The sequence below is a fragment of the Mycobacterium sp. NGS34 genome (assembly GCF_059812845.1).
Genome location: NZ_JCALDM010000001.1, coordinates 320198 through 344537 on the forward strand (window position 1 = coordinate 320198; position 24340 = coordinate 344537).

Sequence of the window (24340 nt, forward strand, 5' to 3'; positions counted from 1 at the left end):
GGTTTCACGTCTGTTCGGTGAGGCCGGGCATCGCCCGCTCCGCCGCGATGAGCTCGTTGAGCCACTTGACCTCGCGCTCGCTGGACTCGAGCCCGAGCTGGTGCAGTTGGCGGGTGTAGCGGTCGAACGAGCTGCTTGCCCGCGCCACCGCTTCGCGAAGACCTTCGCGGCGCTCCTCCACCTGGCGGCGGCGGCCTTCCAGGATGCGCATCCGTGCCTCCGCCGGCGTCCGGTTGAAGAACGCCAGGTGCACCCCGAAGCCGTCGTCGGTGTAGTTGTGCGGACCGGTGTCGGCCACCAGCTCAGCGAAGCGTTGCCGGCCCGCGTCGGTCAGTTGGTAGACCCGACGCGCCCGCCGAACCGGGGTGCCGGCCGGCGCGGCGTCCTCGGCGATCAGCCCTTCGACCTGCATGCGCCGCAGGGCCGGGTACAGCGATCCGTACGAAAACGCCCGGAACGCGCCGAGCAGGCCCGTCAACCGTTTACGTAGTTCATACCCATGCATGGGCGATTCGATCAGGAGGCCCAAGATGGCGAGCTCAAGCATCGATACACCCCCTCGAGATGGCTAGGTATGGCTGGTTGCTTTGACAGACTTAACGGTCCGACGCCTCGCGTCATCGTATCGTCTCGATATATTTGCCACAACACTACCTGTCGTTGGTGCGCTATTCGTCACAGCACCGAGGTGACCGCTATGACGGCAGATTTACCCGCTTAATGGTGCCGTCACCTGCGAAAACGATGTACCCGCCGCCATAGTCGCCCGATACGTACACCGACAGCGAGAGCGAACCCGGGGTGGTGGGGTCCGTCGCCGGCTCGATCACCAAATACGTAGTTTTGACGTCGGCCTTCTTCATGCGGAGGCTTTCGGGGGCCCCTCGCACGAGGCCGACGGTGGCGACGATGTCGAACTTGGAGAGGTCGACCGCGACGGGACCGTCGGTGGCGGATTTCGTCGAGCTGGTCGGGTCTCCCCACCCGCCGCGGTAGTCGTAGGCCAGCATTCGGCGGTCGTCGGCGGGGTCGGGACGGTCGAGCACCGCATACGTCGGATAAATCACCAACCGATATCCCATGGCGTCGCCGAACCTTTTGCGGGTTTGCTCCATCAGGCCGGTGAGGCCGCCGACAGATAGCAGCTCCGTGGGCGGGGTCAGCACCACCGGGGCGACACCGTCGGGCTTGGCTCCGGGATCCGTCGTGAAATCCAGCGGCGAGCCGGTGTTGCCGTAGAGGCCCCAGCCGATGCCCACGCCGAGCAGTACCGCCACGAAGAAGGCGGCGGCCAGCCGGCCCCACCCGCCGAACGTCGGCAGCTTCGACGACGCGCGGCCCGGCGACTGCAACCCGGCGCTGCCGCCCTGCAGGTCCTCCACCAAGGCCCGCAGATCGCCGAGGGTGATCGCGTTGGTCGCCGCACTGACGCGTTCCCGGTGCTCTTGATTGGATATCTCGCCGTCGTTCAGGGCGTTGTCGAGAATCTGGCAGGCGTCCTGCCGGTCGCTGTCCTTGGCGCGGGTCGTCGATGTCGCCGCGCCGCGCAGCGGTGTCGTCCCGAGCAATTTCGCCACGCCGATGATCGTAGAAGTCGCGTTCGGGTTCGGCACAGGACGCCGACGGTCGATCGCCGCGGCTCGGGCCCGCAACGGCCTCGGTTGCGTATCGGCGGTGCGGGGGGCCACGTACTCTGGTCAGCGTGCGACTGCAGCGACAAGTGGTGGACTACGCGCTTCGGCGGCGATCCCTGCTCGCCGAGGTTTATTCGGGCCGCACGGGTGTATCCGAGGTCTGTGATGCCAACCCGTATCTGCTGCGCGCCGCGAAATTTCACGGGAAACAGAGCCAGGTGATGTGCCCAATCTGCCGAAAGGAGCAGCTGACCCTGGTGTCGTGGGTGTTCGGCGACCACCTCGGCGCGGTGTCGGGTTCGGCGCGCACCGCCGAAGAGCTGGTGCTGCTGGCGACGCGCTTCCCGGAGTTTTCCGTACACGTGGTGGAGGTCTGCCGAACCTGCAGCTGGAACCACCTGGTGAAGTCGTACGTGATGGGTGCGGCCCGGCCCCCCAAAGGCACCGGCGGCACCCGGACGGCGCGCAACGGCGCCCGCACGGCCATTGAGTAACGAAGGGCGCCACGACCAGTCGCCCAGTGACCTGAACGAATCGGCGACTGAGCGCGTGGGCAAGCACGCGAGCACCGACCGGCCGGAAAACCCTGACCCGGACCGGCGCGACGCGACCCCAGGGGCCGGCCGTCGCCGCCCGGTTCCGCCCGATGACCGGTTGACCACGATCCTGCCGCCCGTCGTCGACGACCGCGCCCCCCGGCGGCCCGACCCGATCCAAGAGGTGAAGGCCGCGCTGGACCGCCCCGCGTCCGCGCCTCTGCAAAGCGACCCGCTCGAAGAGGTCAAGGCCGCGATGGACGGACGGGCGACCGCGAAGCCTCCGCGCCGCGGCGAGCCTATGTCCGGGCGCCGCCCACCCGAGGGGCCCCCGCCCCCGCTCCCGCCCGGGCGACCCGGTGGGCCCGGCGGGCCCGGTGACAGAGCCCCCAGGCCGGGGGTGGATTGGAGCTGGACCCGGCAGATCAACTGGTTGTGGGTGCGACGCGCGGCCTACATCTCCGTGGCCGCGATGGTGCTGCTGCCCATCGTCACCTTCGCCATGGCGTACTTCATCGTCGACGTCCCCAAACCCGGCAACATCCGCACCAACCAGGTCTCGACCATCCTGGCTAGCGACGGCTCCCAGATCGCCAAAATCATTCCGCCCGAAGGGAACCGGGTCGACGTCAACATCAGCCAGGTGCCGGTGCATGTGCGCCAGGCGGTGATCGCCGCCGAAGACCGCAACTTCTATTCCAACCCGGGCATTTCGTTCACCGGGTTCGCGCGCGCGGTCAACAACGACCTGTTCGGCGGCGACCTGCAGGGCGGCTCGACGATCACCCAGCAGTACGTGAAGAACGCGCTCGTCGGCTCGGCGCAGCACGGTTTCAGCGGGCTGATGCGCAAGGCCAAGGAATTGGTCATCGCCACCAAGATGTCGGGGGAGTGGTCCAAAGACGATGTCCTGCAGGCCTATCTGAACATCATCTACTTCGGCCGGGGCGCCTACGGCATTTCGGCGGCGGCCAAGGCCTATTTCGACAAGCCGGTCGATCAACTCACCGTCTCCGAGGGCGCGCTCTTGGCGGCGCTGATCCGGCGGCCGTCCTCGCTGGACCCCGCCGTCGACCCGAAGGGCGCCGCGGAACGATGGAACTGGGTGCTCGACGGCATGGTGGAAACCAAGGCGCTGTCGCCGAGTGACCGTGCGGCGCAGGTATTTCCGGCGACACTGCCGCCCGACCAGGCGCGCGCGCAGAACCAGACCACCGGGCCCAACGGGCTGATCGAGCGCCAGGTGACCAAGGAGCTGATGGAGCTCTTCAACATCGACGAGCAGACCCTGAACACTCAAGGGCTGCAGGTCACCACGACGATCGACCCGAAGGCCCAGCAGGCCGCCGAGAAGGCGGTGTCGAAATACCTTGACGGGCAGGACCCCGACATGCGGTCCGCGGCGGTGTCGATCGACCCGCACACGGGCGCGATACGGGCCTACTACGGCGGTTCGGACGCCAACGGTTTCGACTTCGCTCAGGCCGGGCTGCAGACCGGATCGTCGTTCAAGGTGTTCGCTCTCGTTGCGGCGCTGCAACAAGGTATCGGCCTGGGCTACCAGGTCGACAGTTCCCCGCTCACCGTCGACGGGATCAAGATCACCAACGTCGACGGCGAGAACTGCGGGACCTGCAATATCGCCGAGGCGCTGAAGCTTTCGCTCAACACCGCCTATTACCGGCTGATGCTCAAGCTCAAGGGCGGACCGCAGGCCGTCGCCGACGCCGCACACCAGGCGGGCGTCGCGACCAGCTTCCCCGGCGTCGCGCACACGCTGTCCGAGGATGGCAAGGGCGGACCGCCCAACAACGGAATTGTGCTGGGCCAGTACCAAACCCGGCCCATCGACATGGCCTCGGCGTACGCCACGCTGGCTGCGTCCGGCGTCTACCACCGGCCGCACCTGGTGCAAAAGGTCGTCAACGCCGAAGGCCAGGTGCTGTTCGACGCCGGCAATTCGGACAACAACGGCGAGAACCGCATCGAGAAGGGCGTCGCCGACAACGTCACCGCCGCGATGGCGCCGATCGCCGGCTACTCGCGCGGCCACAACTTGTCCGGCGGACGGGCCTCGGCCGCCAAGACCGGGACCGTGCAGCTGGGCGACACCCAGGCGAACAAGGATGCCTGGATGGTCGGCTACACCCCGTCACTGTCGACGGCGGTCTGGGTGGGCACGGTGCAGGACAACGTGCCGCTGGTGACGGCCTCGGGCGCGGAGGTCTACGGTTCCGGGCTGCCGTCGGACATTTGGAAGGCGACCATGGACGGCGCCCTGAAAGGGACGCCCAACGAGACCTTCCCCAAGCCGAGCGAGATCGGTGGCTACGCAGGCGTTCCCGCCGCGCCGCCACCGCCGGCGCCGCCCGCGGTGACCGTCATCCAACCGACCATCGAGGTGGCGCCCGGCATCACCATCCCGGTCGGCCCGCCGACGACGATCACCAACGCGCCGCCGCCGCCCGGAGGCACCCAACCGGGCGGGCCCCAGCCCCCCGGCGTCCCGCCGGGCGGCCCGCAAGCGCCGCCACCGTCGCCGTGACCGGCGCGCGGCAGCAGGACAAGACCATCTCACCGCGGCCCCTGGCCGCCGACCTCCGCAGCGCGGACAACCGCGATTGCCCCAGCCGCACCGACGTTTTGGGCGCGGCGCTGGCCGACGTCGTCGGGGGGCCGGTGGGCCGGCACGCGCTGATCGGCCGCACGCGGCTGATGACGCCGGTGCGGGTCATGTTCCTGATCGCGCTGGTGTTCCTGGCGCTCGGCTGGTCGACCAAGGCGGCGTGCCTGCAGAGCAGCGGCTCCGGGACCGGCGATCAGCGGGTCGCCAATTGGGAGAACCAACGCGCCTATTACGAGTTGTGCTACTCCGACACCGTGCCGCTCTACGGTGCGGAGTTGTTGAGCCAGGGCAAGTTTCCGTACAAGTCGAGTTGGATCGAGACCGACGGCAGCGGTGCGCCGCAGACGCGCTACGACGGCCGGCCCGCGGTGCGCTACATGGAGTATCCGGTGCTCACCGGCGTCTACCAGTACGTGTCGATGGCGGTGGCCAAGACCTATACCGCGCTGAGCAAGGTTGCCCCGCTGCCGGTGGTAGCCGAGGTGGTGATGTTCTTCGACGTCGCGGCGTTCGGCCTGGCGCTGGCTTGGCTGGCGACCGTCTGGGCGACCGCGGGGCTGTCCGGCCGGCGCATCTGGGATGCCGCCCTGGTGGCCGCCTCGCCATTGGTGATCTTTCAGATATTCACCAACTTCGATGCCCTGGCAACGGCTTTCGCGATGGGCGGGCTGTTGGCCTGGGCGCGGCGCAAACCGGTGTTGGCCGGAGTGCTGATCGGGTTGGGCGCCGCGGCCAAGCTCTATCCGCTGCTGTTCCTGGGCCCGATGCTGGTGCTGGGTGTCCGGACCGGTCGCCTCGGCGCGCTGGCACGCACGGCGGGGACGGCTGCGGCGACCTGGCTGCTGGTGAATCTGCCTGTGCTGGTTCTCTTTCCGCGTGGGTGGTCCGAGTTCTTCCGGCTCAACACGCGACGCGGCGACGACATGGACTCGCTGTACAACGTGGTGAAATCGTTCACCGGCTGGCGCGGATTCGATCCCCGGCTCGGATTCTGGCAGCCACCGACCGTGTTGAACGGGGTCGTCGCGGTGTCGTTCGCGCTGTGTTGTGCCGCGATTGCGTATGTCGCACTCACCGCGCCGCGACGCCCGCGGCTGGCGCAGCTGGTGTTCCTGGTGGTGGCGGTCTTCCTGCTGACCAACAAGGTGTGGAGCCCCCAGTTCTCGTTGTGGCTGGTGCCGTTGGCGGTACTGGCGCTGCCGCATCGCCGAATCCTGCTGGCGTGGATGACGATTGACGCACTGGTATGGGTGCCGCGGATGTACTACCTGTACGGCAACCCGAACCGCGGGCTGCCCGAGCAGTTCTTCACCACGACGGTGTTGTTGCGCGACATCGCGGTCGTGGCGCTGTGTGCGCTTGTCCTCCGGCAGATCTACCGGCCCGAGGAGGACCTGGTGCGCTGGGGCGGTCGCGTCGACGATCCATCGGGCGGCCCCTTCGATCGCGCCTCCGACGCCCCGCCCGGCTGGTTGCCCGACCGCCTGCGGCCGCCGGGGCAACGCCGACCGGCGGTGCCGGCCCCCGAAGCTGAAGCCGAAGCGACGGGAGTGGCGCCATGACGCTCGTGGCAATCCCACTGTTTCCGCGGTTCACCGCGCTGGACGCCGTGGGTCCGTACGAAGTGCTGCAGCGCATTCCGTCCATCGAAGTGGTGTTCGTGGGGCACCGACGCGGCGAGGTGCGCACCGAAAACGGCATGCTCGGTGTTGCCTGCGACGCGGCCTTCGACGAAGTCGGCGCCCCCGACGTGCTGGTGGTGCCCGGCGGCATCGGGACCCGCCAGCTGATCCGCGACGCGGGCGGAGACGCCATCCGGGCTTGGCTGGGATCGGTGCATCCCAACACCACGTTCACCACCTCGGTGTGCACCGGGTCGCTGTTGCTGGCCGCCGCCGGCCTGCTCGACGGGCTCACCGCGACGACCCATTTCAGCGCTGCGGATTTGTTGAACGAGTTGGGCGCGCGCTACGTACCCGAACGAGTTGTCGAGCATCTGCCGCAGCGAATCATCACCGCCGCCGGGGTGTCGAGCGGCATCGACATGGCCCTTCGGTTGGTCGAGCTGCTCGTCGACCGAGAGGCCGCGCAGGCCGCTCAATTGTTGATCGAGTACGACCCGCAGCCGCCGTTCGATTCCGGGTCGCTCGCCAAGGCCGACGACGCGACGCGGGCCAGGGCCAAGGAATACTCCGAACGCCGCAAGTGAGCCAGCCGGCGGACGATTTTTCGGGCGGGCCCCGCGTCCGGTACCCTGGGGCGGTTGCCGACGCAGGCGACCCTCCTGCCGCGGACCGACCGCGGCCGTACAGACCAGAGGAGGTGGTGAGGTTTCCATGCGTCCATACGAAATCATGGTCATTCTTGACCCCACGCTCGACGAACGCACCGTTGCCCCGTCCTTGGAGACGTTCCTCAACGTCGTCCGCAAGGATGGCGGGACCGTCGACAAGGTCGACATCTGGGGCAAGCGCCGCTTGGCCTACGAGATCGCCAAGCACGCCGAGGGCATTTACGTCGTCGTCGACCTGAAGGCCGAGCCGGCGACGGTGTCCGAGCTCGACCGCCAGCTCAGCCTCAACGAGTCGGTGCTGCGCACCAAGGTGATGCGCACCGACAAGCACTGAGTTCCGAGTGTCGTCGGAGCTGCGTAGGCTCAGCCGGAACATATCTGTGAAGGCGGACCGAGGAGGAAATTGTGGCTGGTGACACCACCATCACCGTTGTCGGCAACCTGACGGCGGACCCCGAACTGCGGTTCACTCCCTCGGGTGCCGCCGTCGCGAACTTCACCGTGGCCTCGACGCCGCGGATCTACGACCGGCAGAGCGGGGAATGGAAGGACGGCGAGGCGCTGTTCCTGCGGTGCAACATCTGGCGGGAGGCAGCCGAGAACGTCGCGGAGAGCCTCACTCGTGGCGCCAGGGTGATCGTCACCGGCCGGCTCAAGCAGCGTTCGTTCGAGACTCGTGAGGGCGAGAAGCGCACCGTCGTCGAGGTCGAGGTCGACGAGATCGGCCCCTCGCTTCGGTACGCCACCGCCAAGGTCAACAAGGCCAGCCGCAGCGGCGGCGGGGGCGGCGGCTTCGGCGGGGGCGGCGGCTCGCGCCCGGCGGCGGCGGCCCCGGCGGCCCAGCCGAGTGGCGGGTCGGGGGACGACCCGTGGGGCAGCGCCCCGGCCTCGGGGTCCTTCGCCGGCGGCGACGACGAGCCACCCTTCTAAACCAAATACTTCAGACCAGCAACAAAAGGAAAGAAAGACAGACATGGCCAAGTCCACCAAGCGGCGCCCGGCTCCGGAAAAGCCGATCAAGGCGCGCAAATGCGTCTTCTGCGCCAAAAAGGGTCAAGCGATCGACTACAAGGACACCACGCTGTTGCGCACCTACATCAGCGAGCGCGGCAAGATCCGCGCGCGCCGGGTGACCGGGAACTGCGTTCAGCACCAGCGGGACATCGCCATCGCGGTGAAGAACGCGCGCGAGGTGGCCCTGCTGCCGTTCACCTCCTCGACGCGCTAGCCGCCGAGAGCCAACCGAAAGTACGAAAGAACAATGAAGCTGATTCTGACGGCTGACGTCGACCACCTCGGGACCGTCGGCGACGCGGTCGAGGTCAAGGACGGGTACGGCCGCAACTTCCTGCTCCCGCGAGGCTTGGCGATCCTGGCCTCGCGCGGCGCGCAGAAGCAGGCCGACGAGATTCGCCGGGCCCGCGAGACCAAGACCGTGCGCGACCTCGAGCACGCCAACGAAATCAAGTCGGCGATCGATGCGCTCGGGCCCGTCACGCTGCCGGTGAAGGCCGCGGGCGACACGGGCAAGCTGTTCGGTTCGGTGACCGCCGGTGCCATCGTCGCGGCCATCAAGAAGGCCGGTGGACCCAACCTCGACAAGCGGGTCGTCCGGCTGCCCAAGACGCACATCAAGGCCGTCGGCACGTATGCGGTCTCGGTGCACCTGCACCCCGAGATCGACGCCGACGTCGCGCTCGACGTCGTGGCGGATAGCTAACTAAGTAGCGTTTGCTCCCTTCCGGAAGGCGGCCGAGGATCGGCCGCCTTCGGGCGTTTGGCGCCTGCGCGCGCTTCGGCGCGGCTTTTTAAAGCCGCCGAGTTTGCTCGGCTGGCGAACTCTTTCGGGGGTACCGCCGAGGGCAGCTCTTAACCACCTGGTAACTCGCCGAAAATATGGCCGAAAGCCAACACGCCCGACGCAGTAACCTGCGACGACACGCCGTAGAGATTCTTGTCCACACCAAACGGCACGAGTTGTACGACCCTTATCAGCAGTGATGTCGCAGCGTCTCGAATTAATCCACAGGTTCTCCACACCCCGCTCAACACAGGTGTCGAAGGATATGCACACACGATGCACAACGTTATGAACAACGGCCCCTTTAAGTACTGGCCAGCAACGTTTACCGTCGTCCCGGCGCGATGCGATATGGGTCCATGTGGTCGTTGGGTGTCGGCGCCTTGACTTAAGCTCTGAACGTCGGTTCGAATATATGTTCGGGTACTCGTGCTAGGGGAGGTGAGAGTCCGTGGCGGTCGTCGATGACCTCGCGCCAGGCATGGGCTCGCCGCCGCCCAACGAAGAGTTCGGTCGTCAGCCACCGCAGGATCTGGCCGCGGAGCAGTCGGTGCTGGGCGGCATGCTGCTCAGCAAGGACGCCATCGCCGACGTGCTGGAGCGGCTGCGGCCCGGCGACTTCTACCGCCCCGCGCACCAGAACGTCTACGACGCGATCCTCGACCTTTACGGCCGCGGGGAGCCGGCCGACGCGGTGACGGTGGCCGCCGAACTGGACCGCCGCGGCATGCTGCGCCGCATCGGCGGCGCCCCGTATCTGCACACGCTGATCTCGACGGTGCCGACGGCAGCCAACGCGGGCTACTACGCCGGCATCGTCGCCGAGAAGGCGCTGCTGCGGCGGCTGGTGGAGGCCGGGACGCGGGTCGTGCAATACGGCTATGCGGGCGCCGAGGGCGCCGACGTGGCCGAGATCGTCGACCGCGCCCAGGCCGAAATCTACGACGTGGCCGACCGCCGGATGTCCGAGGACTTCGTTCCCCTCGAGGACCTGCTGCAGCCGACCATGGACGAGATCGACGCCATCGCGTCCAGCGGTGGCGTGTCCCGCGGCGTGCTGACCGGTTTCACCGAGCTCGACGAGGTGACCAACGGCCTGCATCCCGGACAGATGATCATCGTGGCGGCGCGACCCGGCGTGGGTAAGGCGCTGGCACTGGATACGCCGCTGCCGACGCCGGCCGGCTGGACGACGATGGGTGACGTCGCCGTCGGCGATGAGTTGCTCGACGCCGACGGGCGGCCGACGCGGGTGGTCGCCGCAACCGAAGTCATGCTGGGACGGCCGTGCTACGAGGTTGAGTTCTCCGACGGCACAGTGATTGTCGCCGACGCCGCGCACCAATGGCCCACAACTCGTGGCGTCCGGACATCGGCTCAGTTGCGGTCCGGCTGGGACACGATTGCAGCGGCTGGGGCGACGTCGCGCTACGGCACCCTTGGAACCACGACCGCCTTGTTAGCCCCCCTATTGCAGATCGACTCGGTGCGCCGGGTCGACAGCGTGCCGGTGCGTTGCGTCCAGGTGGACAACGCCGCGAGTCTTTATCTGGCCGGCCCGGGAATGGTGCCGACGCACAATTCGACCCTTGGCCTGGACTTCATGCGGTCGTGTTCGATCAAGCACCGGTTGGCCAGCGTCATCTTCTCGCTGGAGATGAGCAAGTCCGAGATCGTGATGCGGCTGCTGTCGGCCGAGGCGAAAATCAAACTGGCCGATATGCGTTCGGGCCGCATGAGCGATGACGACTGGACGCGGCTGGCGCGCCGGATGAGCGAAATCAGCGAGGCGCCACTGTACATCGACGACTCGCCCAACCTGACCATGATGGAGATCCGGGCCAAGGCGCGCCGGCTGCGGCAGAAGGCGGACCTGCGGCTGGTCGTGATCGACTACATGCAGTTGATGACGTCAGGCAAGAAGCACGAGTCGCGCCAGGTGGAAGTCTCCGAATTCTCAAGACACCTCAAACTTTTGGCGAAAGAGCTCGAAGTTCCGGTGGTGGCGATCAGTCAGCTGAACCGCGGTCCCGAGCAACGCACTGACAAGAAGCCGATGCTGTCCGACCTTCGCGAGTCGGGCTGTCTGACCGCATCGACGCGGATCCTGCGCGCCGACACGGGCGCCGAGGTCACGTTTGGTGAGCTGATGCGGACGGGCGAGCGTCCGCTGGTGTGGTCGCTGGACGAGCAGCTGCGCATGGTCGCGCGGCCGATGACGAACGTGTTTCCGAGCGGTCGCAAGGAGGTGTTCCGGCTTCGCCTGGCGTCGGGCCGCGAGGTCGAGGCCACCGGTAACCATCCGTTCATGAAGCTGGATGGTTGGACACCGTTGGAGCAACTCAAGGTTGGCGATCGCATCGCCGCACCCCGGCGGGTTCCCGAGCCGGTCGACACGCAGCGGATGGACGACCGCGAGGTGATGCTGCTCGCCCACATGATCGGCGACGGGTCGTGTGTGAAGCGCCAGCCGATTCGCTACGCATCGATCGACGAGGCGAACCTGGCCGCGGTGACGATCTCGGCCGCGCACTTCGGCGTGAAGGCGGTTCGCGATGACTACCCGGCGGCACGCGTGACGACGCTGCGGTTGCCGTCGCCGGAGCGATTGGCCCGTGGCCGGCGCAACCCGATCGCCGCGTGGTTGGATGGCCTGGGTTTGTTTGGCAAGCGGAGTTACGAAAAGTTCGTGCCGGAGGCCGTATTTCGTGCGCCCAACGACCAGGTGGCATTGTTCCTGCGGCATCTGTGGGCCACGGATGGCTCAGTTCGATGGGAGCACGTCGCCGGCCAGGCGAAGATCTATTACGCGTCGACCAGCCGCCGTCTCATCGATGATGTCGCTCAGCTGCTACTGCGTCTGGGTGTTCAGAGCCGGATTTCACGAGTGCGCAAGGCGGGTTATCGCGACTGCTGGCACTTATGGATTGACAGGTCGGGGAATCAAACTGCGTTTCTGACCAAGGTTGGTGTACACGGAGCGCGCGGCAAGTCTGCGGAATATGTGCTCCAACAGCTGCAACCACGCGTCCGTCGGCCGGGTGCGGATACTGTGCCTGTTGAGGTTTGGGCCAAAGTTCGGGAAGTCGTGGCGCGCAACGCTTTTTCAAGCGCCGAGCTTAAAGTCGCGCTGAAGGCGCGGTTTTGCGAGGCACGACTGCGACATGCGCCGGGCCGGTCACTGCTCCACAGGATGGCGGCGTTACTTGACGACACTGACATCCATGCGCTTGCGACAAGTGATGTCTTTTGGGATCGTATCGTCGAGATCACTAGCATCGGTGAGCAGGACGTCTATGACGGAACTGTAAGTGGCACACACAATTTCGTCGCAAATGGAATTAATCTACACAATTCTTTAGAACAAGATGCTGACGTTGTGATCCTTCTGCACCGGCCGGACGCGTTCGAGCGTGACGATCCGCGCGGGGGAGAGGCGGACTTCATTCTCGCCAAGCACCGCAATGGCCCGACCAAGACGGTCACCGTCGCGCACCAGCTGCACTTGTCGCGCTTCGCCAACATGGCAAGGTGAATCGCTCAGTCCCGGAACTCCAACCGTCCGTGCGTGATGACGGGCGTGCCGTCACAGCTAGCCTCGAACCCGATCGACCGATCGTCGATGCCGAACGCGCTGACCGTGAGATCGACGCCCAAGGGAGTTGGCGCGGCAAAGCGCACCGCCGCGCGGCGTACGCGGCCGGGGTCGTCCACGCCCGCCAACGCCAACACATGGTGCGTGCAGATCGCCATCGTGCACAGCCCATGGGTGAATAAGAAGTCGAAGCCGGTGCGGCGCGCGGCGTCAATGTCAAAGTGGTGAGCCGACCAGTCTCCCGATACCTCGGCATAGCGATGCGCGATTTGTCCGTCGATGTGCTGGACTCGGGATCCCAGTGGATGGGTCCTGGCCTCATCCGGAATCCGGTGATCGGCGGGCATTGAGCCAATGTCGGCGACGCCGTGCAGGCCGAGCAGCACGGTGGTCCACCACTGTTCGACGACCAGCGTCCCGCCGGAGTCGAATTGCTCGATGTGCAGCACCACCTTGGTGCCGGCTCGGGTTGTGCGCACGGCGGATAACCGCGACCACGTTTGCAGCGCCTCGCCCGGTGCGAGGGCGCGATGCAGCAGGAGGTCGTGCTCGCCGTGCACGCCCCCTGCGGCTTGCCGCCAGGCGGCATCGGGAATGTCGGCGTTGGCCGCCTCTTGGGCCTGGAACACCAACACGACGGGGAAGACGACGGGCACGGCATCCCCGGCGAGCACCGCGGTCGTGCGATCGCCGGTGGCCGTCGCGTAGGCGGCGACACGTTCTGGGTCAAGCGTTCCCGCGAACGGGCCGTGGCGCGGCCTAGCCCCAATCGGTATCTCGGTCGGCATCCTGTTGAGCCTAGTGGCGCGAATCCTGCGCCCGGTCTGGTTAGGTGATCGACCAGAATTCGAGCAGGGTGCGCAGCGTCGCGACGAGGGGCAGCGGTTGGTCGAGCATCGGGTGATGGCCGGCCTCGGCCAATTCGACGAACGGCCCGCGCAGCTGCAGCATGGAGCGGATTCGTTCGCCCATGGCGGGCGGCACCAGCCCGGATTCGCAACGCACATAACCTAAGCGGCAACGCATTTCGGCCATCATGGTCTCCAGCGACTCTTCGTCCGAGGCCGTCGGCTCGAGAACTTCATCGCCGAAGATCGCCCGGTCGAACTTCCAAGTCCACCCTCCGCCGGTCTTCCGCACCGACTCGGCCGCAATGTGCTGCCGGACGTAGGGGAGGATCACTTGTTGCGAGGGCACCGCCGTAAAACGTTCCAGGATTTCGTTTTTGGTCCGATACAACCTGTGGGTGCGGTTGCGTAACCGCGCCTCCTCCGGCGAACGCTCCCACAGCGGCGAGTCGATCACAATCATGCTATTGATTTGGTCGCCGCAACTCATCGCCGCGGTCGCCGCGATCCAGCCGCCCATGCTGTGGCCCACGATGGTCGGTCGCCCCGAGGCGCCGGCGGCCGTCGAAACCTCCATCACTTCGTCTGCCCAGGTTTGCAGGTCGTAGCTGCTGCGCGTGCCGCTGTCGCCGTGTCCGGACAGATCCGGCGCGATCACGCGATGCGTGCGGGACAAGAACGGCGCGATGTGGTCCCACCAACCAGAGTGGGCCGCGCCGCCGTGGACGAGCACCACCGTGGGTTGGTCCGCGGCGCCCCAGGCGCGCAGGTGAATGCGGCAACCGTCGACTTCGACGTCGCAATGGTCCGGTCGTTGGTTCAGCGCGGCGGTGAACCAAGGCGGTGGTTCCGCCGCCGCCTGGCGCGAGCGGGAAAACAGGCGTCAACCTCCGTGTTCATCTGAAGGCAGCTCCGTGGACGCCCTACTTTAGCCGCAGTTTGTCGCGAGCTGGTGAGGGCCGAGGCCGCGCGAGCGCATAAATCGAGTAGCCCACTACTCGTGCCCAGCGGCGTCCGAACCGCCACGCTGTTGATGGAAACCGCGACCGACCAGCGAATTGTGAACCCAGAAAGCCAATTTCTATGATCGCAGCGACTGCCACCCACCGGACGTTCCCCGACTACTGCTGTGACCTCGTCGGTGACGGCGTCTCCATCGACTACTGCCTCACCGCGCCGCCCATCCCCGGCCGGCCGCCCTACGTCCTCAGCTACGAACACGGCCAGCGTACGTTCAACTTCGAGCGCGAACAGATCCGCAGTACGTTCGTGGCCGACCTGGGTTGGTGCCTGAGCGTGACGACTCACGAATTCGGCGATTCCGGTTCGGTCACCGCAACGATCCTCTTCCCCACGGTGGTTATCCCCATGGGGGAAGCGGACATCCCGGTGCACACCATGCTGGTCACCACCACCCATGAGATTCCCGCTGTGCCAACGCTGCCCGGCCAGCGCGACCATTACCGGATCACCGCCCTCACCGGTCGCGCCCAAAAGATGCGGCGCTACTGAGCAGGGCTACCGTCCGCGCGTGAGCTCGGCCAGGGTCTGCGAACGCGCCGTCACCGCCCGAACGGAGGCGACCGCGCCGTCGGCGACCCGGGCGATGCCGGCGACGTGCAGCCTGGCGGTCTTACCGAGGTGCGCTTCGGCGGCGGCGCCCAGGCCGCCGCGGTACGGACCCCGGATCGTGACGTGGAAGGGAACATCGGCGCCCGCGGAGAAGAGATCGTTGACCACCACCTCGCGGGGATCGAGCACCGCCTGGTACGTCGCCCCGGTGCGCGCGTCGTCGATGTCGTGTGCTGGCGCGGCGCCAAGATCGGCCCGATCAAGCCACGCGCGCACGGTGCGTTCGGCATCGGGATCTGCGGGTACCGCCTCGGTCGTCGTCCACGGATCGAGGTGCGGCGGCATCAAGGGGTGCGGGTGGCCGCTCGCCATCTGCGCCTGCATGGCGAAATAATCCTGCTCGACGTAGTTCTCCGTCAGGCGACGGCCGTTCCACTTGTACAGGCCGATGCCGCGCCAGCAGGCGAGCGCGCGCGCCCCACCGGCCGGCATGGCCGCGTGCTCACTGAAGTGCATGCACAGCCGATCGCCATTGAGCACAAACTCGTGCACCACAATGCCCAAACCCGGTGCGGCATCGAAGATCTTGCGAACCGCGTCGGCGTAGGTGGTCGAACGGACCAGCGACAAGCCGTTGATGTGGACGACGTAGTCGGGCTCCATGATCTGCTCGTAGAGGGATTGATCGTGCGAGTTCGTGTAGTCGATGCAGTACGTGCGCATCAGCGCGACAAACGGATGCACGTCAGCCCTGCACGAACGGCCCGAGCACCTGCGGGACTCGGAGGGATTCGGGAATGTGATCGACGCCGATGGTTTGGTCGATCGCCTCGTGCAGGTAGTAGATGCGCCGTTCCTGATAGCCGAGCCGCAGTGATCGCAGGGTGCCGGCATCGAGCGAACGCTGCTGGCCGGGCAGCACGTCGAGGTCCTCGAACAGCACCCGAGACAATGCGGCGATCACCGCCGCGTTCGTGTCCCGGTTCGCATCGTCGTCCACGCCTAGCGACGAACACCAGTGGACGTTGTACGCCGACGTCGACGGACCAGTGGGCCAGTTGGTGATCAGGAAGACGAAGCCGTTCCCGGCGAACACGATGCTCAGGTTCGGAAACACGTGATAGGAGAACGTTCCGCGGAACGGCAGATCACCGAGGCTGGGGAACACGCTTGGGAACACCGACAGCGCCTCGCCGTCGATGCCGTCGCGGTAGGGGACGAGCATGCGGGAGTGGCCGTTCGGCAGCAACTGGATGCCGGTCCCCGCCTGTTGCAGCGTTCGGGCCGCCGTCGTTCGGTGCACGTAATTGACGTGGTAGCTCTCGAGATTCGCATCGACCGGAAGCTTCCAGTTGACTGGGACGTGACGAACGGTGCGATCGACCAGATGCAGGCGTCCGTCCAGTCCGGCGAAGTCGCTGAGGTCGTCACCGACGGGGGCGAGGAAGTCGGACAACGGCTGTGCGTCCGCGTCAAGGTTGATGAATAGCAACGGGCCCCACGAGGCGCACCGCAGTTCTGCCAGCGCGTGACAGTCAACGTCGAGATCGGAGAAGTTCAGCGCCTCCGGGTACCCGGTCAGCTTTCCGTCCAGCGAGTACGTCCAGGCGTGGAAGGGGCAGGTGAGCCGGCGGCCCACATTCCCCTGCAAGTTCTCGACGAGCGCGGCCCCGCGATGGCGGCAGGTGTTGTAGAACGCGCGGACGACGCCGTCCCCGCCGCGAACGAGCATCACCGGGCGGTCGAGCTGGTCGGGCAGGAGGTAGTCGCCCGGGTTGCGCAGTTGGTCGGCGTGGGCGACGAACAACCACGAGCGGGAAAAGACGGCGGCTTCGAGCCGGGCGAAGCCGGGATCCGAATAGCGCCCGGCGGGCACGGGCGGGAGCGCCGGGAATTCCGGCGGGTATGCGCGCCGCGCCGCTTCCGCCCGGGAACACTCCAATACCGCGTTCATCGCGTCAGAGCCGATGCCCATGGTCACCTCGTCTCCGGCCTGCCGCCGATCTCCTGTGGGATAGTTTTATGAATGGCCACTCATTTTGCAAGGGAACGGCGGCCGGCCCCGGCGCGCCGATCCCGGGGACGCCCACCCAACTCCGACGGGCAGATCACTACCCGGCGACTGCTCGAGGCAGCCGCGGCGGTGTGCGTTGAACGGGGATTCGAAGGCAGCACCCTGCCACTGATCGCCGAACGCGCCGGCTTATCACCGACCGCGGTCTACAACCATTTCCCCAACCGGGAGGAATTGCTGTACGTCGCCGCGGTGCGTGCCCTTGAGCAGATCACCGCCGTCGCGCTGCGGAATGGTCGCGGCGAGCGCCCACTGCATGCGATCGCCATGGCTTACCTGCAGCCCGGGATGCGCCAGAACCGCCGACTCATCGCCGAGCTGCACCTCGCCAGCCGCCGCGACGCGCGGTTGGCGTCCCTGATCGCCCAGTGGCATCACGAGTACGCCGACCGATTCGTCGGGGCGCTCTCCGGCACCGATCCGAACCCAAAGGCCACCACCAAAGCCGTCTTTCTCCTACTCCTCGGGCTGTGTCACTTCGACGACCTGACGGCGATCCGGGTGCCGCGCGCGGCGCTCGCCGAACGTATCGAGCGGCTGGTCGATGTGCTTGTCCCCGAAGGGCCTACGGTCAGCGGGACAGCTTCGTAATCAATCGCCGCATACTGCCGGTCAGGGAACGCGGAACGTGATCCGGATCCATCAGGTCGCTCTCGGCCAGCGCACTGTCCTCGCCGGCCACGGTCCGCCCGGTAAACCGCCGCAATGTCTTGCCTTGCCCACGCAGCGTGTCGACGGCCCCCAGGAAAGACCCACCCTGCCGGATCGTCCGCTCGAACTTGTCGACGGAAACACCTAGATGCTCGCACACGAGTTGTTGTCGCACCCCTTCGATAGCTCGCCGGATGTGTTCGTGTGCTTCGGTATTCGGGCCCGCTTCGATGACAAGGTCGCACTCGCTGTCGAAGCCCATCGACCGGTTGTTGAAGTTTGACGAGCCGACGCGCAACAGCCAATCGTCGACGACCAACACCTTCGAGTGAATGTAGATCTGCGAGCCGCCGTCGGTCACGGCCCAATAGACGCCCAGACGCCGGTGTTCGTCTGCCGCCCAGAGCTCTTGGATGAGCCGGTGGCGTGCGCTGTCCATCGTTTCGCGCTCGAGGCGGTTCAGGCCCCGGCGTGGAAGGACGATGACGACCTCGGGGCCGTCGTCCTCCTTGAGCCGCGCGGCCAGCGCCTCGATCACCTGGCGGGCCGCCAGGTACTGGTTCTCCAGATAGATGGTGTGGCGCGCTGCCGCAATCGCCGCGAGGTTGAGCGCTTCCACCTCGCGAACCTCGTCGCGCTCACCGAATGTGGGCAACGTGCGCGCGATCCCGACTTCGACATCGCGCAAAATCGGCTGCAAGCCGCCGGGCCAGACGGGGCGCGTCGACTCGATCGGGGCCAGCGACTCGTCCGTCGCGTTCCGCCACCTTTCCCGGGCGACCTCGGCGAGGGCGAGCGCCGCGGCGCCGTCCACCGCGGCCGCGACCTCGTGTCGAGGACCGTACCTGCGGCCGAGCGCGCGGCGAAACCGGTTGTTGTGCTTGTGTTCCGGGGTGTCCCAGCGATCCAGGGTGAGGTCGATGCCGCCGCAGAACGCCAGGACGTCGTCGATGATCACGATCTTCTGGTGATGGACGGCGCCGGTCGGCCGGGCCCCGTCGATGGCCAGGCGCAACCGGCTGCTGCTGAGGCGATTCACGACCGACACCGGCGTGACGCCGTACCACAGGCCGTCGAAAACGGGCAGCAGGCGCAGGTTGGATTTCAAGACGTAAATCTCCAGGGCCGGTCGTCGCCACAGCAGCCAGTACAGAAAGGCGCCCAGCTGGTTTGGGCCGGCGAGCTTCTTTCCTCCTCGTTCGAAGGCCGTCCTGGCGTCGAAGTCCCAGCCGATCAACATGATTCGATGGTTGGCGCGCAGCATCGCCGCCTTCACCTGCCGAAAATAGTCGGCCGCGTCGACGATGTACGCCAGCTGGTCGGCGTGCACCACGCGCCAGCAGGTCTGGCTGGCGATGGGCAAGGAGTCATCCCGCATACGCGGCCTGTCTACCACATGAGAGCCTCGCCATCCGGCGACCGTCGCCGGCCCACCTGCGGTTCGTCGTTCTACCGCGTGCTCTCGTCGGGAAGATCGTGCCGCGACTGATGCAGACCCGGCCCATCCGGGTCGTCTTCTTGATGCTCCAGTTTCTCCTGGAGCTCCCGCTGCTCCTCGGTCGCTTTCCTCGCATCTTCGGGTGCCGGCGGCGGGTCGATGTTGACTTGCTGGTCCACGCGTGAACTCCTTCGAGCTTCGACGAATGCTGCTGGGAGGATCACCGCAGTGGTCGGATCCCAAACCGACAGGCCGCCGGTGGCGGCGACCGATAGCATGAGCTGCTACTTGTCCCACGGCTGCCGAGCAGTACGGGATCCGACGCTTGGCCGGAGGTTCGCTCACCGATGTCACGGCTCAAGGCGTGGTGGGGCCAACCCGATCATTACGAGTGGACCACTGCTTTCCTGCGTCAACGGGGGATGATGCGGCCGGCCCGGATGATTCTGGTCGTTGTCGCCGGATCGTCCGCGTTCGTGCCGCTGACCGTGTTGCCGAGCCAAAACAACCCCACCCTCGTCGAGGTGATCACCGGTGGAGTTGCCGTGGCCTTCACCCTCGGTATGACGGTGATGTGGCTGGTCCATTGGCCCACGCGTCGGCAGTCGCAGGTCGGAGTGGCCGTGGGCGCCTTATTTGTCGGCGGGTGGAGCCTGGTGCAGCCCACCGGGGCGCTCGCCGCGCTGGCGTGCACGGCCATGGCCGTTACCGGCGGTTACATCGCGTTCTTCCACGGCCCCAAGCTCTTACTCTTCAACAGCTTGGTGGCGCTCGGTGCCACGGTCACGGCGGTGCTGCGATTGGCCCATGAGGCCAACATCGCCACGGCCGCATCGGCGCTCTGGATAAACACCTTTCTCAACTTGTCGGTCCCCCTGGGCATTTGGGGCATGTCGCGCGCCATGGGGACGTACGTTCAGCGCTCTGAAGAGGATCCGCTCACCGGACTGCTGAACCGGCGGGCATTCACCGACGCGGTCGGACACCGGTTGGCGAATCCACCGCCGGCTCACACCCACCTTGCGGTGGTGATGGTCGATCTGGACAACTTCAAACGCATCAACGACACCCACGGACATCTGGCCGGCGACCGGGCCCTGCGGGCCGTGGCCGGCCTGCTGCGGGAGAACGCTCCTGCCGACGCGGTCATCTGTCGCGCCGGCGGCGAGGAGTTCTTGGTCGCGCTGACCGCCGTCGCCTCGGACGTCACCCCACTGGCCACGCGTTTCTGCAACGCGCTCGCCGGGCTTCTCCCGAAGATCACCGCGAGCGTCGGCATCGCCAGCGCCGAGCTACGGCTGCTGACCGGTGACGTCGCACGCACCGTCGAGGAGCTCATCCGCATCGCCGACGACGCGATGTATGCCGCCAAGCGCCGTGGCGGAGACCAGGTCCATCAGGGCGTACTGGCTTAGCCACCGACCGTCGATAGCCGTTCGCGCACACGCTATTCACAGACTGCGCGCAGCGGCCGCTTAGGTTGCGGCGAAATCATCGAACCAAACCCGCTGGCGAGGGGAGCGACGTTGACCATTCGGACCGACGTCGCCTTGCAGCCCAAGCCTTTCGGACCGATGCCCATTGCCGACGGTGTCCTGACCAAGCCGCGGTTGCGCGGTTGGATCCACCAATACTGCGCCGCCGCGGCCGTCATTGCGGGCGCGCCACTGGTGGCGGTCTCGTGGGTCGAGGCGTCCAAGCGGGCCGGTCACTCGACGCTGACCTACGTGCTGGCGATCGTGGCGATGTTCGCCGTCAGCGCCGTTTATCACCGCGTGCACTGGGAGTCGGCAGGCATCAGGAACTGGATGCGGCGGCTCGATCACTCGATGATCTTCGTGCTGATCGCCGGCACCTACACCCCTTTCGCCAGGCTCGCCATGCCGCGGGGGACCGGCTACGTGGTGCTCGCGATCGTCTGGGGTGGCGCCATCGCGGGAATCGCACTCACCCTGTTTTGGCCGACCGCCCCGCGCTGGCTCGGCGTGGCCCTGTACCTGCTGCTGGGCTGGGTGGCGGTCGCCTACACCGGGTTGATCCTGCGCAACGCCGGCGTCGCCGCGACGGTGTTGCTGGTCGTCGGCGGCGCGCTATACAGCGTGGGCGCGCTGTTCTACGGGCTCCGCTGGCCGGACCCGTGGCCGGCGACGTTCGGCTATCACGAGTTCTTTCACGCCTGCACCGCGCTCGCGGCGATCTGCCAGTACATCGCCATCTGGTTCGTGGTCTTCTAGCGGCTACCTCAGGTCGGCGGCGACCCGCTCCAGCGCGGCGAGGTGGTCGTCAACCGTCGCCAGGCCGGCCTTCATGGTGTTCACCGACACGTGCGTGGCCCCGGCGGCTTTCCAGGCGGCGATGTCGTTGGCAATCTTCTCGGGGTCCCCGGCCCAGCTGACCCGGCCCTCCATCCCGAGGGCGTCGGCGTCGCGGCCGGCGGCCGTTGCCGCGCGCCGCACCTGATCACGCGCGTAGTCGAGGCCAGGTCCCGGCTCCATCATCGGGAACCAGCCGTCGCTGAGCCGTCCGGCGCGTTGGTAGGCGCGGTCGGACGCCGCACCGAACCAGACCGGAATGGGGCGCTGAGTCGGCAGTGGGGCAAGGCCCGCCCCAGTCACCGTGTGGTGCTTGCCGTTGAACGTCACCGACCGTTCGGTCCACAGCTTGCGCATCAGCTCGACCTGTTCCTCGGAGCGCCTGCCGCGATTGGTGAACGACTCGCCGAGCGCCTCGTACTCGACGTCGTTCCAGCCCAACCCGATACCCAGCCGAAACCTGCCGTTGGTGAGCAGATCGACCTCGGCGGCCTGCTTGGCCACCAACACCGTCTGGCGCTGCGGCAAGATGATGACACCGGTGACGAGTTCGAGCGAGGTCACGGCGGCCAGGTAGCCGAACATCACGAACGGCTCGTGAAATGTGTCGTCGATGTCGTAGTAGCCCTGCCAGCCCTGGTGCGCGGCCGGATCGGCGCCGACGACGTGGTCGTAGGCCAGGATGTGCGTGAAGCCCAGTTCCTCGACGCGCTGTCCGTACGCGCGTACGACTGCGGGGTCTCCACCGAGCTCGGTCTGGGGGAACACGACTCCAATGCGCATGGCCCGTTCAACCGTGCCGCGGCGCGGTTGCTTCCCGATCGAAATCGCGCCTCGGTCCGGCACTCCCTCGGTAAACATTCGTTCACAGCGAACTGCCAGGGAACCCGGTACCGGCGGTACGCGCCGGCGATGTCGCGCGCTGGTGGCACCCGCTCTACGGGCGGCATCTTCGCACCGAACATTGGGAAGACGCCGGACGTCAGGGTGAGGCGGCGGCTCGCACGCTGCTGGCGGGGCCCGGCGGGGCGCAGGCCCATGACGAGGTGCCGTATTTCTGGTCCGATCAGTATGACGTCAAGGTCCAGATGCTCGGTGTCCCAACGGATTACGATGCCGTCGAAATCGTCGAGGGCTACCCCGACGGATGGGAGTTCGTCGCCGCGTATGGGCGTGACGGCCAGACCGTCGCGGTGCTGGGAACGATCCCCAACCGGGTCTACGCCTACCGCGACGCGATCGCCAAACGCGCCGAGTTTCCGCCGGCGCGACCGGATTAGCCTCGACGAGGTAATGGGCTCCGCGGTTTAGCGGAATTTGAACTTTGTCGCGGTTGGTCTTTAATTCTTAACGTGACAAACGATCGTCCGAACTGATCGCGGCGTAAGCAATGGCATCGCCGCAGTGAAGCAAGCCGATCAGTATGAATGGGTCACCGCCTATTTGAAGGCCCGTGGCCTTCAGGGCATGTGGCAGCGCGCGACATTTGCGTTCACCGCGTCGCAGGCCGCGCTGCCGCTGCTCATGCTGTGGAGCCCCACCGGGCCCGTCAACGCAACGTCGCGGGCGGCGTCCGTCGTCATATCGGCATTGGGATTCGCCGGCGCGACCCTGTGGCTGGTGCACTGGCCCACCCGACGGGAATCGATCCTTTTCTCCGTCGGCGCGATGGCCGTCATCGCCGTGACCTGTTTGGGTTTGTCGAACTCCTACACGGGGTTGATGGGCTGCACCACGTTTGCCATGCTCGGCGGTTTCATCGCTTACTTCCATGACGGCTATTACGTGATCGTCAACTTTGTCGTGGCGACCGTGTCCGCGGTGAGCCTGGCGTGGCGATTCATCTTGGCCACCGGTGACGTCGCGCTGATAACCGCCGGCCTGATTACCGTGTTGGCCTTCAACATCGGCGTGCCATTCGGAATCCGGTCGCTGGTGCACACGCTGCGAACCGACCTTCGGAGTTCCGACCGTGATTCGCTGACGGGCTTGCACAATCGGCGTTCTTTCTACGACGCGGTGTACGAACTGATGGCGAGTTGCGGGCGGTCCGCGGGTGAGTACCTGGTGATCGCGGTGATCGACTTGGACAACTTCAAGAAGCTCAACGACACCCGCGGCCACGCCGTCGGCGATCAGGCCTTGGTCGCGGTCGGCGCGGCGCTGCAAGAGACCTGCAGCCCCACGGCCGTGATCGGCCGCGTCGGCGGCGAGGAATTCGTCATCGTCGACACCGACGTCACACCGAACCCCGTGTGGATGGCCGAACAACTTCGCCGGGCGATAGCCGAGCTTCCCTTCCCGATCACCGCCAGCATCGGCACCTCGGGCATCGCGCTCGACGCCTCGCCGGTTGTGGCCGATACCCAGCTCATCGTCGATCTCATCGGCACGTCCGACGCCGCCATGTACGAGGCGAAGCGCGCCGGCGGAAACCGCGTGTGCCACTATCCGGCGCCGGTGCCTCCGATCGGTAGGTAGCCGACGACGCGCCGTTCTGGGAATGGATGCGCGACATGTCCGCGTTGAGAGGGCCATGACCGACCGGATTGAGCTGAGCCCCAGGGACTGGGTGCGCGAGCAGACCGAACGAATCCTGCAGCAGGGCACGACCGACGGAGTCGAGATCCTCGACCGCCCCGTCGTCCTGATCACCGTCACGGGGGCCAAGTCCGGCAAGCAGCGGTACGTGCCGCTGATGCGCGTCGAAAAGGACGGCCGCTACGTCATGGTGGCGTCGCAAGGCGGCGCGCCCACCCACCCCTCGTGGTACTTCAACGTCAAGGCCAATCCGGCGGTGACGGTGCAGGACGGCGAGAAGGTCGTCGCCCTTACCGCACGCGAGCTGGAAGGGCCCGAGCGGGAGCAGTGGTGGCGATTGGCGGTCGAGGCCTTTCCCCCTTACGCCGAATACCAGGAGAAGACGGCAAGGCAGATCCCGGTCTTCGTTCTCGAATAAC

General features: G+C 66.6%; 25 protein-coding genes. 16 read left to right on the forward strand and 9 right to left on the reverse strand.

Annotation, left to right across the window (positions count from 1 at the left end; translation table 11 throughout):
- Nucleotides 1-4: 4 nt before the first annotated feature.
- Both AC5Y7V_RS01610 and AC5Y7V_RS01615 read right to left on the reverse strand, forming a co-directional pair.
- Entirely contained in the window at nt 5-547 is a 543-nt protein-coding gene (locus tag AC5Y7V_RS01610; RefSeq protein ID WP_499878301.1) for a PadR family transcriptional regulator, read from the reverse strand.
- 148 nt (nt 548-695) lie between these two features.
- Nucleotides 696-1577: a DUF1707 SHOCT-like domain-containing protein gene (locus AC5Y7V_RS01615; protein ID WP_499878302.1), complete on the reverse strand. Its 882-nt coding sequence runs from the start codon at nt 1575-1577 to the stop codon at nt 696-698.
- 125 nt (nt 1578-1702) lie between these two features.
- On the opposite strand from AC5Y7V_RS01615, the gene AC5Y7V_RS01620 reads away from it, so the two are divergent.
- From AC5Y7V_RS01620 to AC5Y7V_RS01660, 9 genes are all read left to right on the forward strand, one after another.
- Nucleotides 1703-2128 (forward strand): DUF5318 family protein, encoded by a 426-nt coding sequence (locus AC5Y7V_RS01620; RefSeq protein ID WP_068178901.1) that lies wholly within the window; start codon nt 1703-1705, stop codon nt 2126-2128.
- Complete coding sequence (locus tag AC5Y7V_RS01625; RefSeq protein WP_499878303.1) at nt 2121-4715, forward strand: transglycosylase domain-containing protein; 2595 nt, start codon at nt 2121-2123, stop codon at nt 4713-4715. Before AC5Y7V_RS01620 ends, AC5Y7V_RS01625 begins: the two co-directional genes overlap by 8 nt.
- Entirely contained in the window at nt 4712-6358 is a 1647-nt protein-coding gene (locus AC5Y7V_RS01630; protein WP_499878304.1) for a glycosyltransferase family 87 protein, read from the forward strand. The genes AC5Y7V_RS01625 and AC5Y7V_RS01630 overlap by 4 nt, the downstream gene beginning before the upstream one ends.
- Nucleotides 6355-7005 (forward strand): DJ-1/PfpI family protein, encoded by a 651-nt coding sequence (locus AC5Y7V_RS01635; protein ID WP_499878305.1) that lies wholly within the window; start codon nt 6355-6357, stop codon nt 7003-7005. The genes AC5Y7V_RS01630 and AC5Y7V_RS01635 overlap by 4 nt, the downstream gene beginning before the upstream one ends.
- Nucleotides 7006-7132: 127 nt before the next feature.
- Nucleotides 7133-7423 carry a 30S ribosomal protein S6 gene (gene rpsF / locus AC5Y7V_RS01640; protein WP_044509152.1) on the forward strand — a complete coding sequence of 97 codons (291 nt, stop codon included), beginning with the start codon at nt 7133-7135 and terminating at the stop codon, nt 7421-7423.
- Nucleotides 7424-7494: 71 nt separating this feature from the next.
- Complete coding sequence (locus AC5Y7V_RS01645; RefSeq protein WP_499878306.1) at nt 7495-8019, forward strand: single-stranded DNA-binding protein; 525 nt, start codon at nt 7495-7497, stop codon at nt 8017-8019.
- A 43-nt stretch (nt 8020-8062) separates the two neighbouring features.
- Complete coding sequence (rpsR, locus tag AC5Y7V_RS01650) at nt 8063-8317, forward strand: 30S ribosomal protein S18 (protein WP_066935440.1); 255 nt, start codon at nt 8063-8065, stop codon at nt 8315-8317.
- A gap of 33 nt (nt 8318-8350) precedes the next feature.
- Entirely contained in the window at nt 8351-8809 is a 459-nt protein-coding gene (rplI, locus tag AC5Y7V_RS01655) for a 50S ribosomal protein L9 (RefSeq protein ID WP_499878307.1), read from the forward strand.
- Nucleotides 8810-9341: 532 nt separating this feature from the next.
- Nucleotides 9342-12425: a replicative DNA helicase gene (locus AC5Y7V_RS01660; protein WP_499878308.1), complete on the forward strand. Its 3084-nt coding sequence runs from the start codon at nt 9342-9344 to the stop codon at nt 12423-12425.
- Between the two features lie 5 nt (nt 12426-12430).
- On the opposite strand, the gene AC5Y7V_RS01665 is transcribed toward AC5Y7V_RS01660, so the two are convergent.
- Both AC5Y7V_RS01665 and AC5Y7V_RS01670 read right to left on the reverse strand, forming a co-directional pair.
- Nucleotides 12431-13273 (reverse strand): MaoC/PaaZ C-terminal domain-containing protein, encoded by an 843-nt coding sequence (locus AC5Y7V_RS01665; protein ID WP_499878309.1) that lies wholly within the window; start codon nt 13271-13273, stop codon nt 12431-12433.
- A gap of 40 nt (nt 13274-13313) precedes the next feature.
- On the reverse strand, nt 13314-14213 hold the full coding sequence (locus AC5Y7V_RS01670) for an alpha/beta fold hydrolase (protein ID WP_499878892.1): 900 nt from the start codon (nt 14211-14213) through the stop codon (nt 13314-13316).
- Nucleotides 14214-14416: 203 nt separating this feature from the next.
- Between AC5Y7V_RS01670 and AC5Y7V_RS01675 the strand changes: the two genes are divergently transcribed.
- Nucleotides 14417-14845 carry a hypothetical protein gene (locus AC5Y7V_RS01675; RefSeq protein ID WP_499878310.1) on the forward strand — a complete coding sequence of 143 codons (429 nt, stop codon included), beginning with the start codon at nt 14417-14419 and terminating at the stop codon, nt 14843-14845.
- Nucleotides 14846-14851: 6 nt separating this feature from the next.
- Here the strand turns inward: AC5Y7V_RS01675 and AC5Y7V_RS01680 are convergent, their stop codons facing one another.
- The gene (locus AC5Y7V_RS01680; protein WP_499878311.1) at nt 14852-15649 is read right to left on the reverse strand and encodes a hypothetical protein; all 798 of its coding nucleotides are present in this window, start codon (nt 15647-15649) and stop codon (nt 14852-14854) included.
- A 1-nt stretch (nt 15650) separates the two neighbouring features.
- On the reverse strand, nt 15651-16880 hold the full coding sequence (locus AC5Y7V_RS01685) for an aromatic ring-hydroxylating oxygenase subunit alpha (RefSeq protein WP_499878312.1): 1230 nt from the start codon (nt 16878-16880) through the stop codon (nt 15651-15653).
- Between the two features lie 51 nt (nt 16881-16931).
- Here AC5Y7V_RS01685 and AC5Y7V_RS01690 point away from each other — a divergent pair, with 51 nt between their 5' ends.
- Entirely contained in the window at nt 16932-17570 is a 639-nt protein-coding gene (locus AC5Y7V_RS01690; protein ID WP_499878313.1) for a TetR/AcrR family transcriptional regulator, read from the forward strand.
- Here the strand turns inward: AC5Y7V_RS01690 and AC5Y7V_RS01695 are convergent.
- Together AC5Y7V_RS01695 and AC5Y7V_RS01700 are read right to left on the reverse strand one after the other, a co-directional pair.
- Nucleotides 17551-19008 carry a phospholipase D-like domain-containing protein gene (locus tag AC5Y7V_RS01695; RefSeq protein WP_499878314.1) on the reverse strand — a complete coding sequence of 486 codons (1458 nt, stop codon included), beginning with the start codon at nt 19006-19008 and terminating at the stop codon, nt 17551-17553. The two genes, AC5Y7V_RS01690 and AC5Y7V_RS01695, sit on opposite strands and share 20 nt — an antisense overlap.
- Before the next feature lie 71 nt (nt 19009-19079).
- Nucleotides 19080-19346 carry a hypothetical protein gene (locus AC5Y7V_RS01700; RefSeq protein WP_499878931.1) on the reverse strand — a complete coding sequence of 89 codons (267 nt, stop codon included), beginning with the start codon at nt 19344-19346 and terminating at the stop codon, nt 19080-19082.
- Nucleotides 19347-19415: 69 nt separating this feature from the next.
- Between AC5Y7V_RS01700 and AC5Y7V_RS01705 the strand changes: the two genes are divergently transcribed.
- A complete protein-coding gene (locus AC5Y7V_RS01705) occupies nt 19416-20483 on the forward strand; it encodes a GGDEF domain-containing protein (protein ID WP_499878315.1) in 1068 nt (355 codons plus the stop codon).
- 159 nt (nt 20484-20642) lie between these two features.
- Nucleotides 20643-21302, forward strand: coding sequence for a PAQR family membrane homeostasis protein TrhA (trhA, locus tag AC5Y7V_RS01710; protein ID WP_499878893.1), 660 nt, complete (start codon nt 20643-20645; stop codon nt 21300-21302).
- A gap of 3 nt (nt 21303-21305) precedes the next feature.
- Here trhA and AC5Y7V_RS01715 read toward each other — a convergent pair whose 3' ends face one another.
- The gene (locus AC5Y7V_RS01715; protein WP_499878316.1) at nt 21306-22163 is read right to left on the reverse strand and encodes an LLM class F420-dependent oxidoreductase; all 858 of its coding nucleotides are present in this window, start codon (nt 22161-22163) and stop codon (nt 21306-21308) included.
- Between the two features lie 263 nt (nt 22164-22426).
- On the opposite strand from AC5Y7V_RS01715, the gene AC5Y7V_RS01720 reads away from it, so the two are divergent.
- From AC5Y7V_RS01720 to AC5Y7V_RS01730, 3 genes are all read left to right on the forward strand, one after another.
- Complete coding sequence (locus tag AC5Y7V_RS01720; RefSeq protein ID WP_499878317.1) at nt 22427-22660, forward strand: oxidoreductase C-terminal domain-containing protein; 234 nt, start codon at nt 22427-22429, stop codon at nt 22658-22660.
- Between the two features lie 124 nt (nt 22661-22784).
- Nucleotides 22785-23861 carry a GGDEF domain-containing protein gene (locus AC5Y7V_RS01725; RefSeq protein WP_499878318.1) on the forward strand — a complete coding sequence of 359 codons (1077 nt, stop codon included), beginning with the start codon at nt 22785-22787 and terminating at the stop codon, nt 23859-23861.
- A gap of 55 nt (nt 23862-23916) precedes the next feature.
- On the forward strand, nt 23917-24339 hold the full coding sequence (locus AC5Y7V_RS01730) for a nitroreductase family deazaflavin-dependent oxidoreductase (RefSeq protein ID WP_499878319.1): 423 nt from the start codon (nt 23917-23919) through the stop codon (nt 24337-24339).
- The last annotated feature ends 1 nt before the right edge of the window (nt 24340 follow it).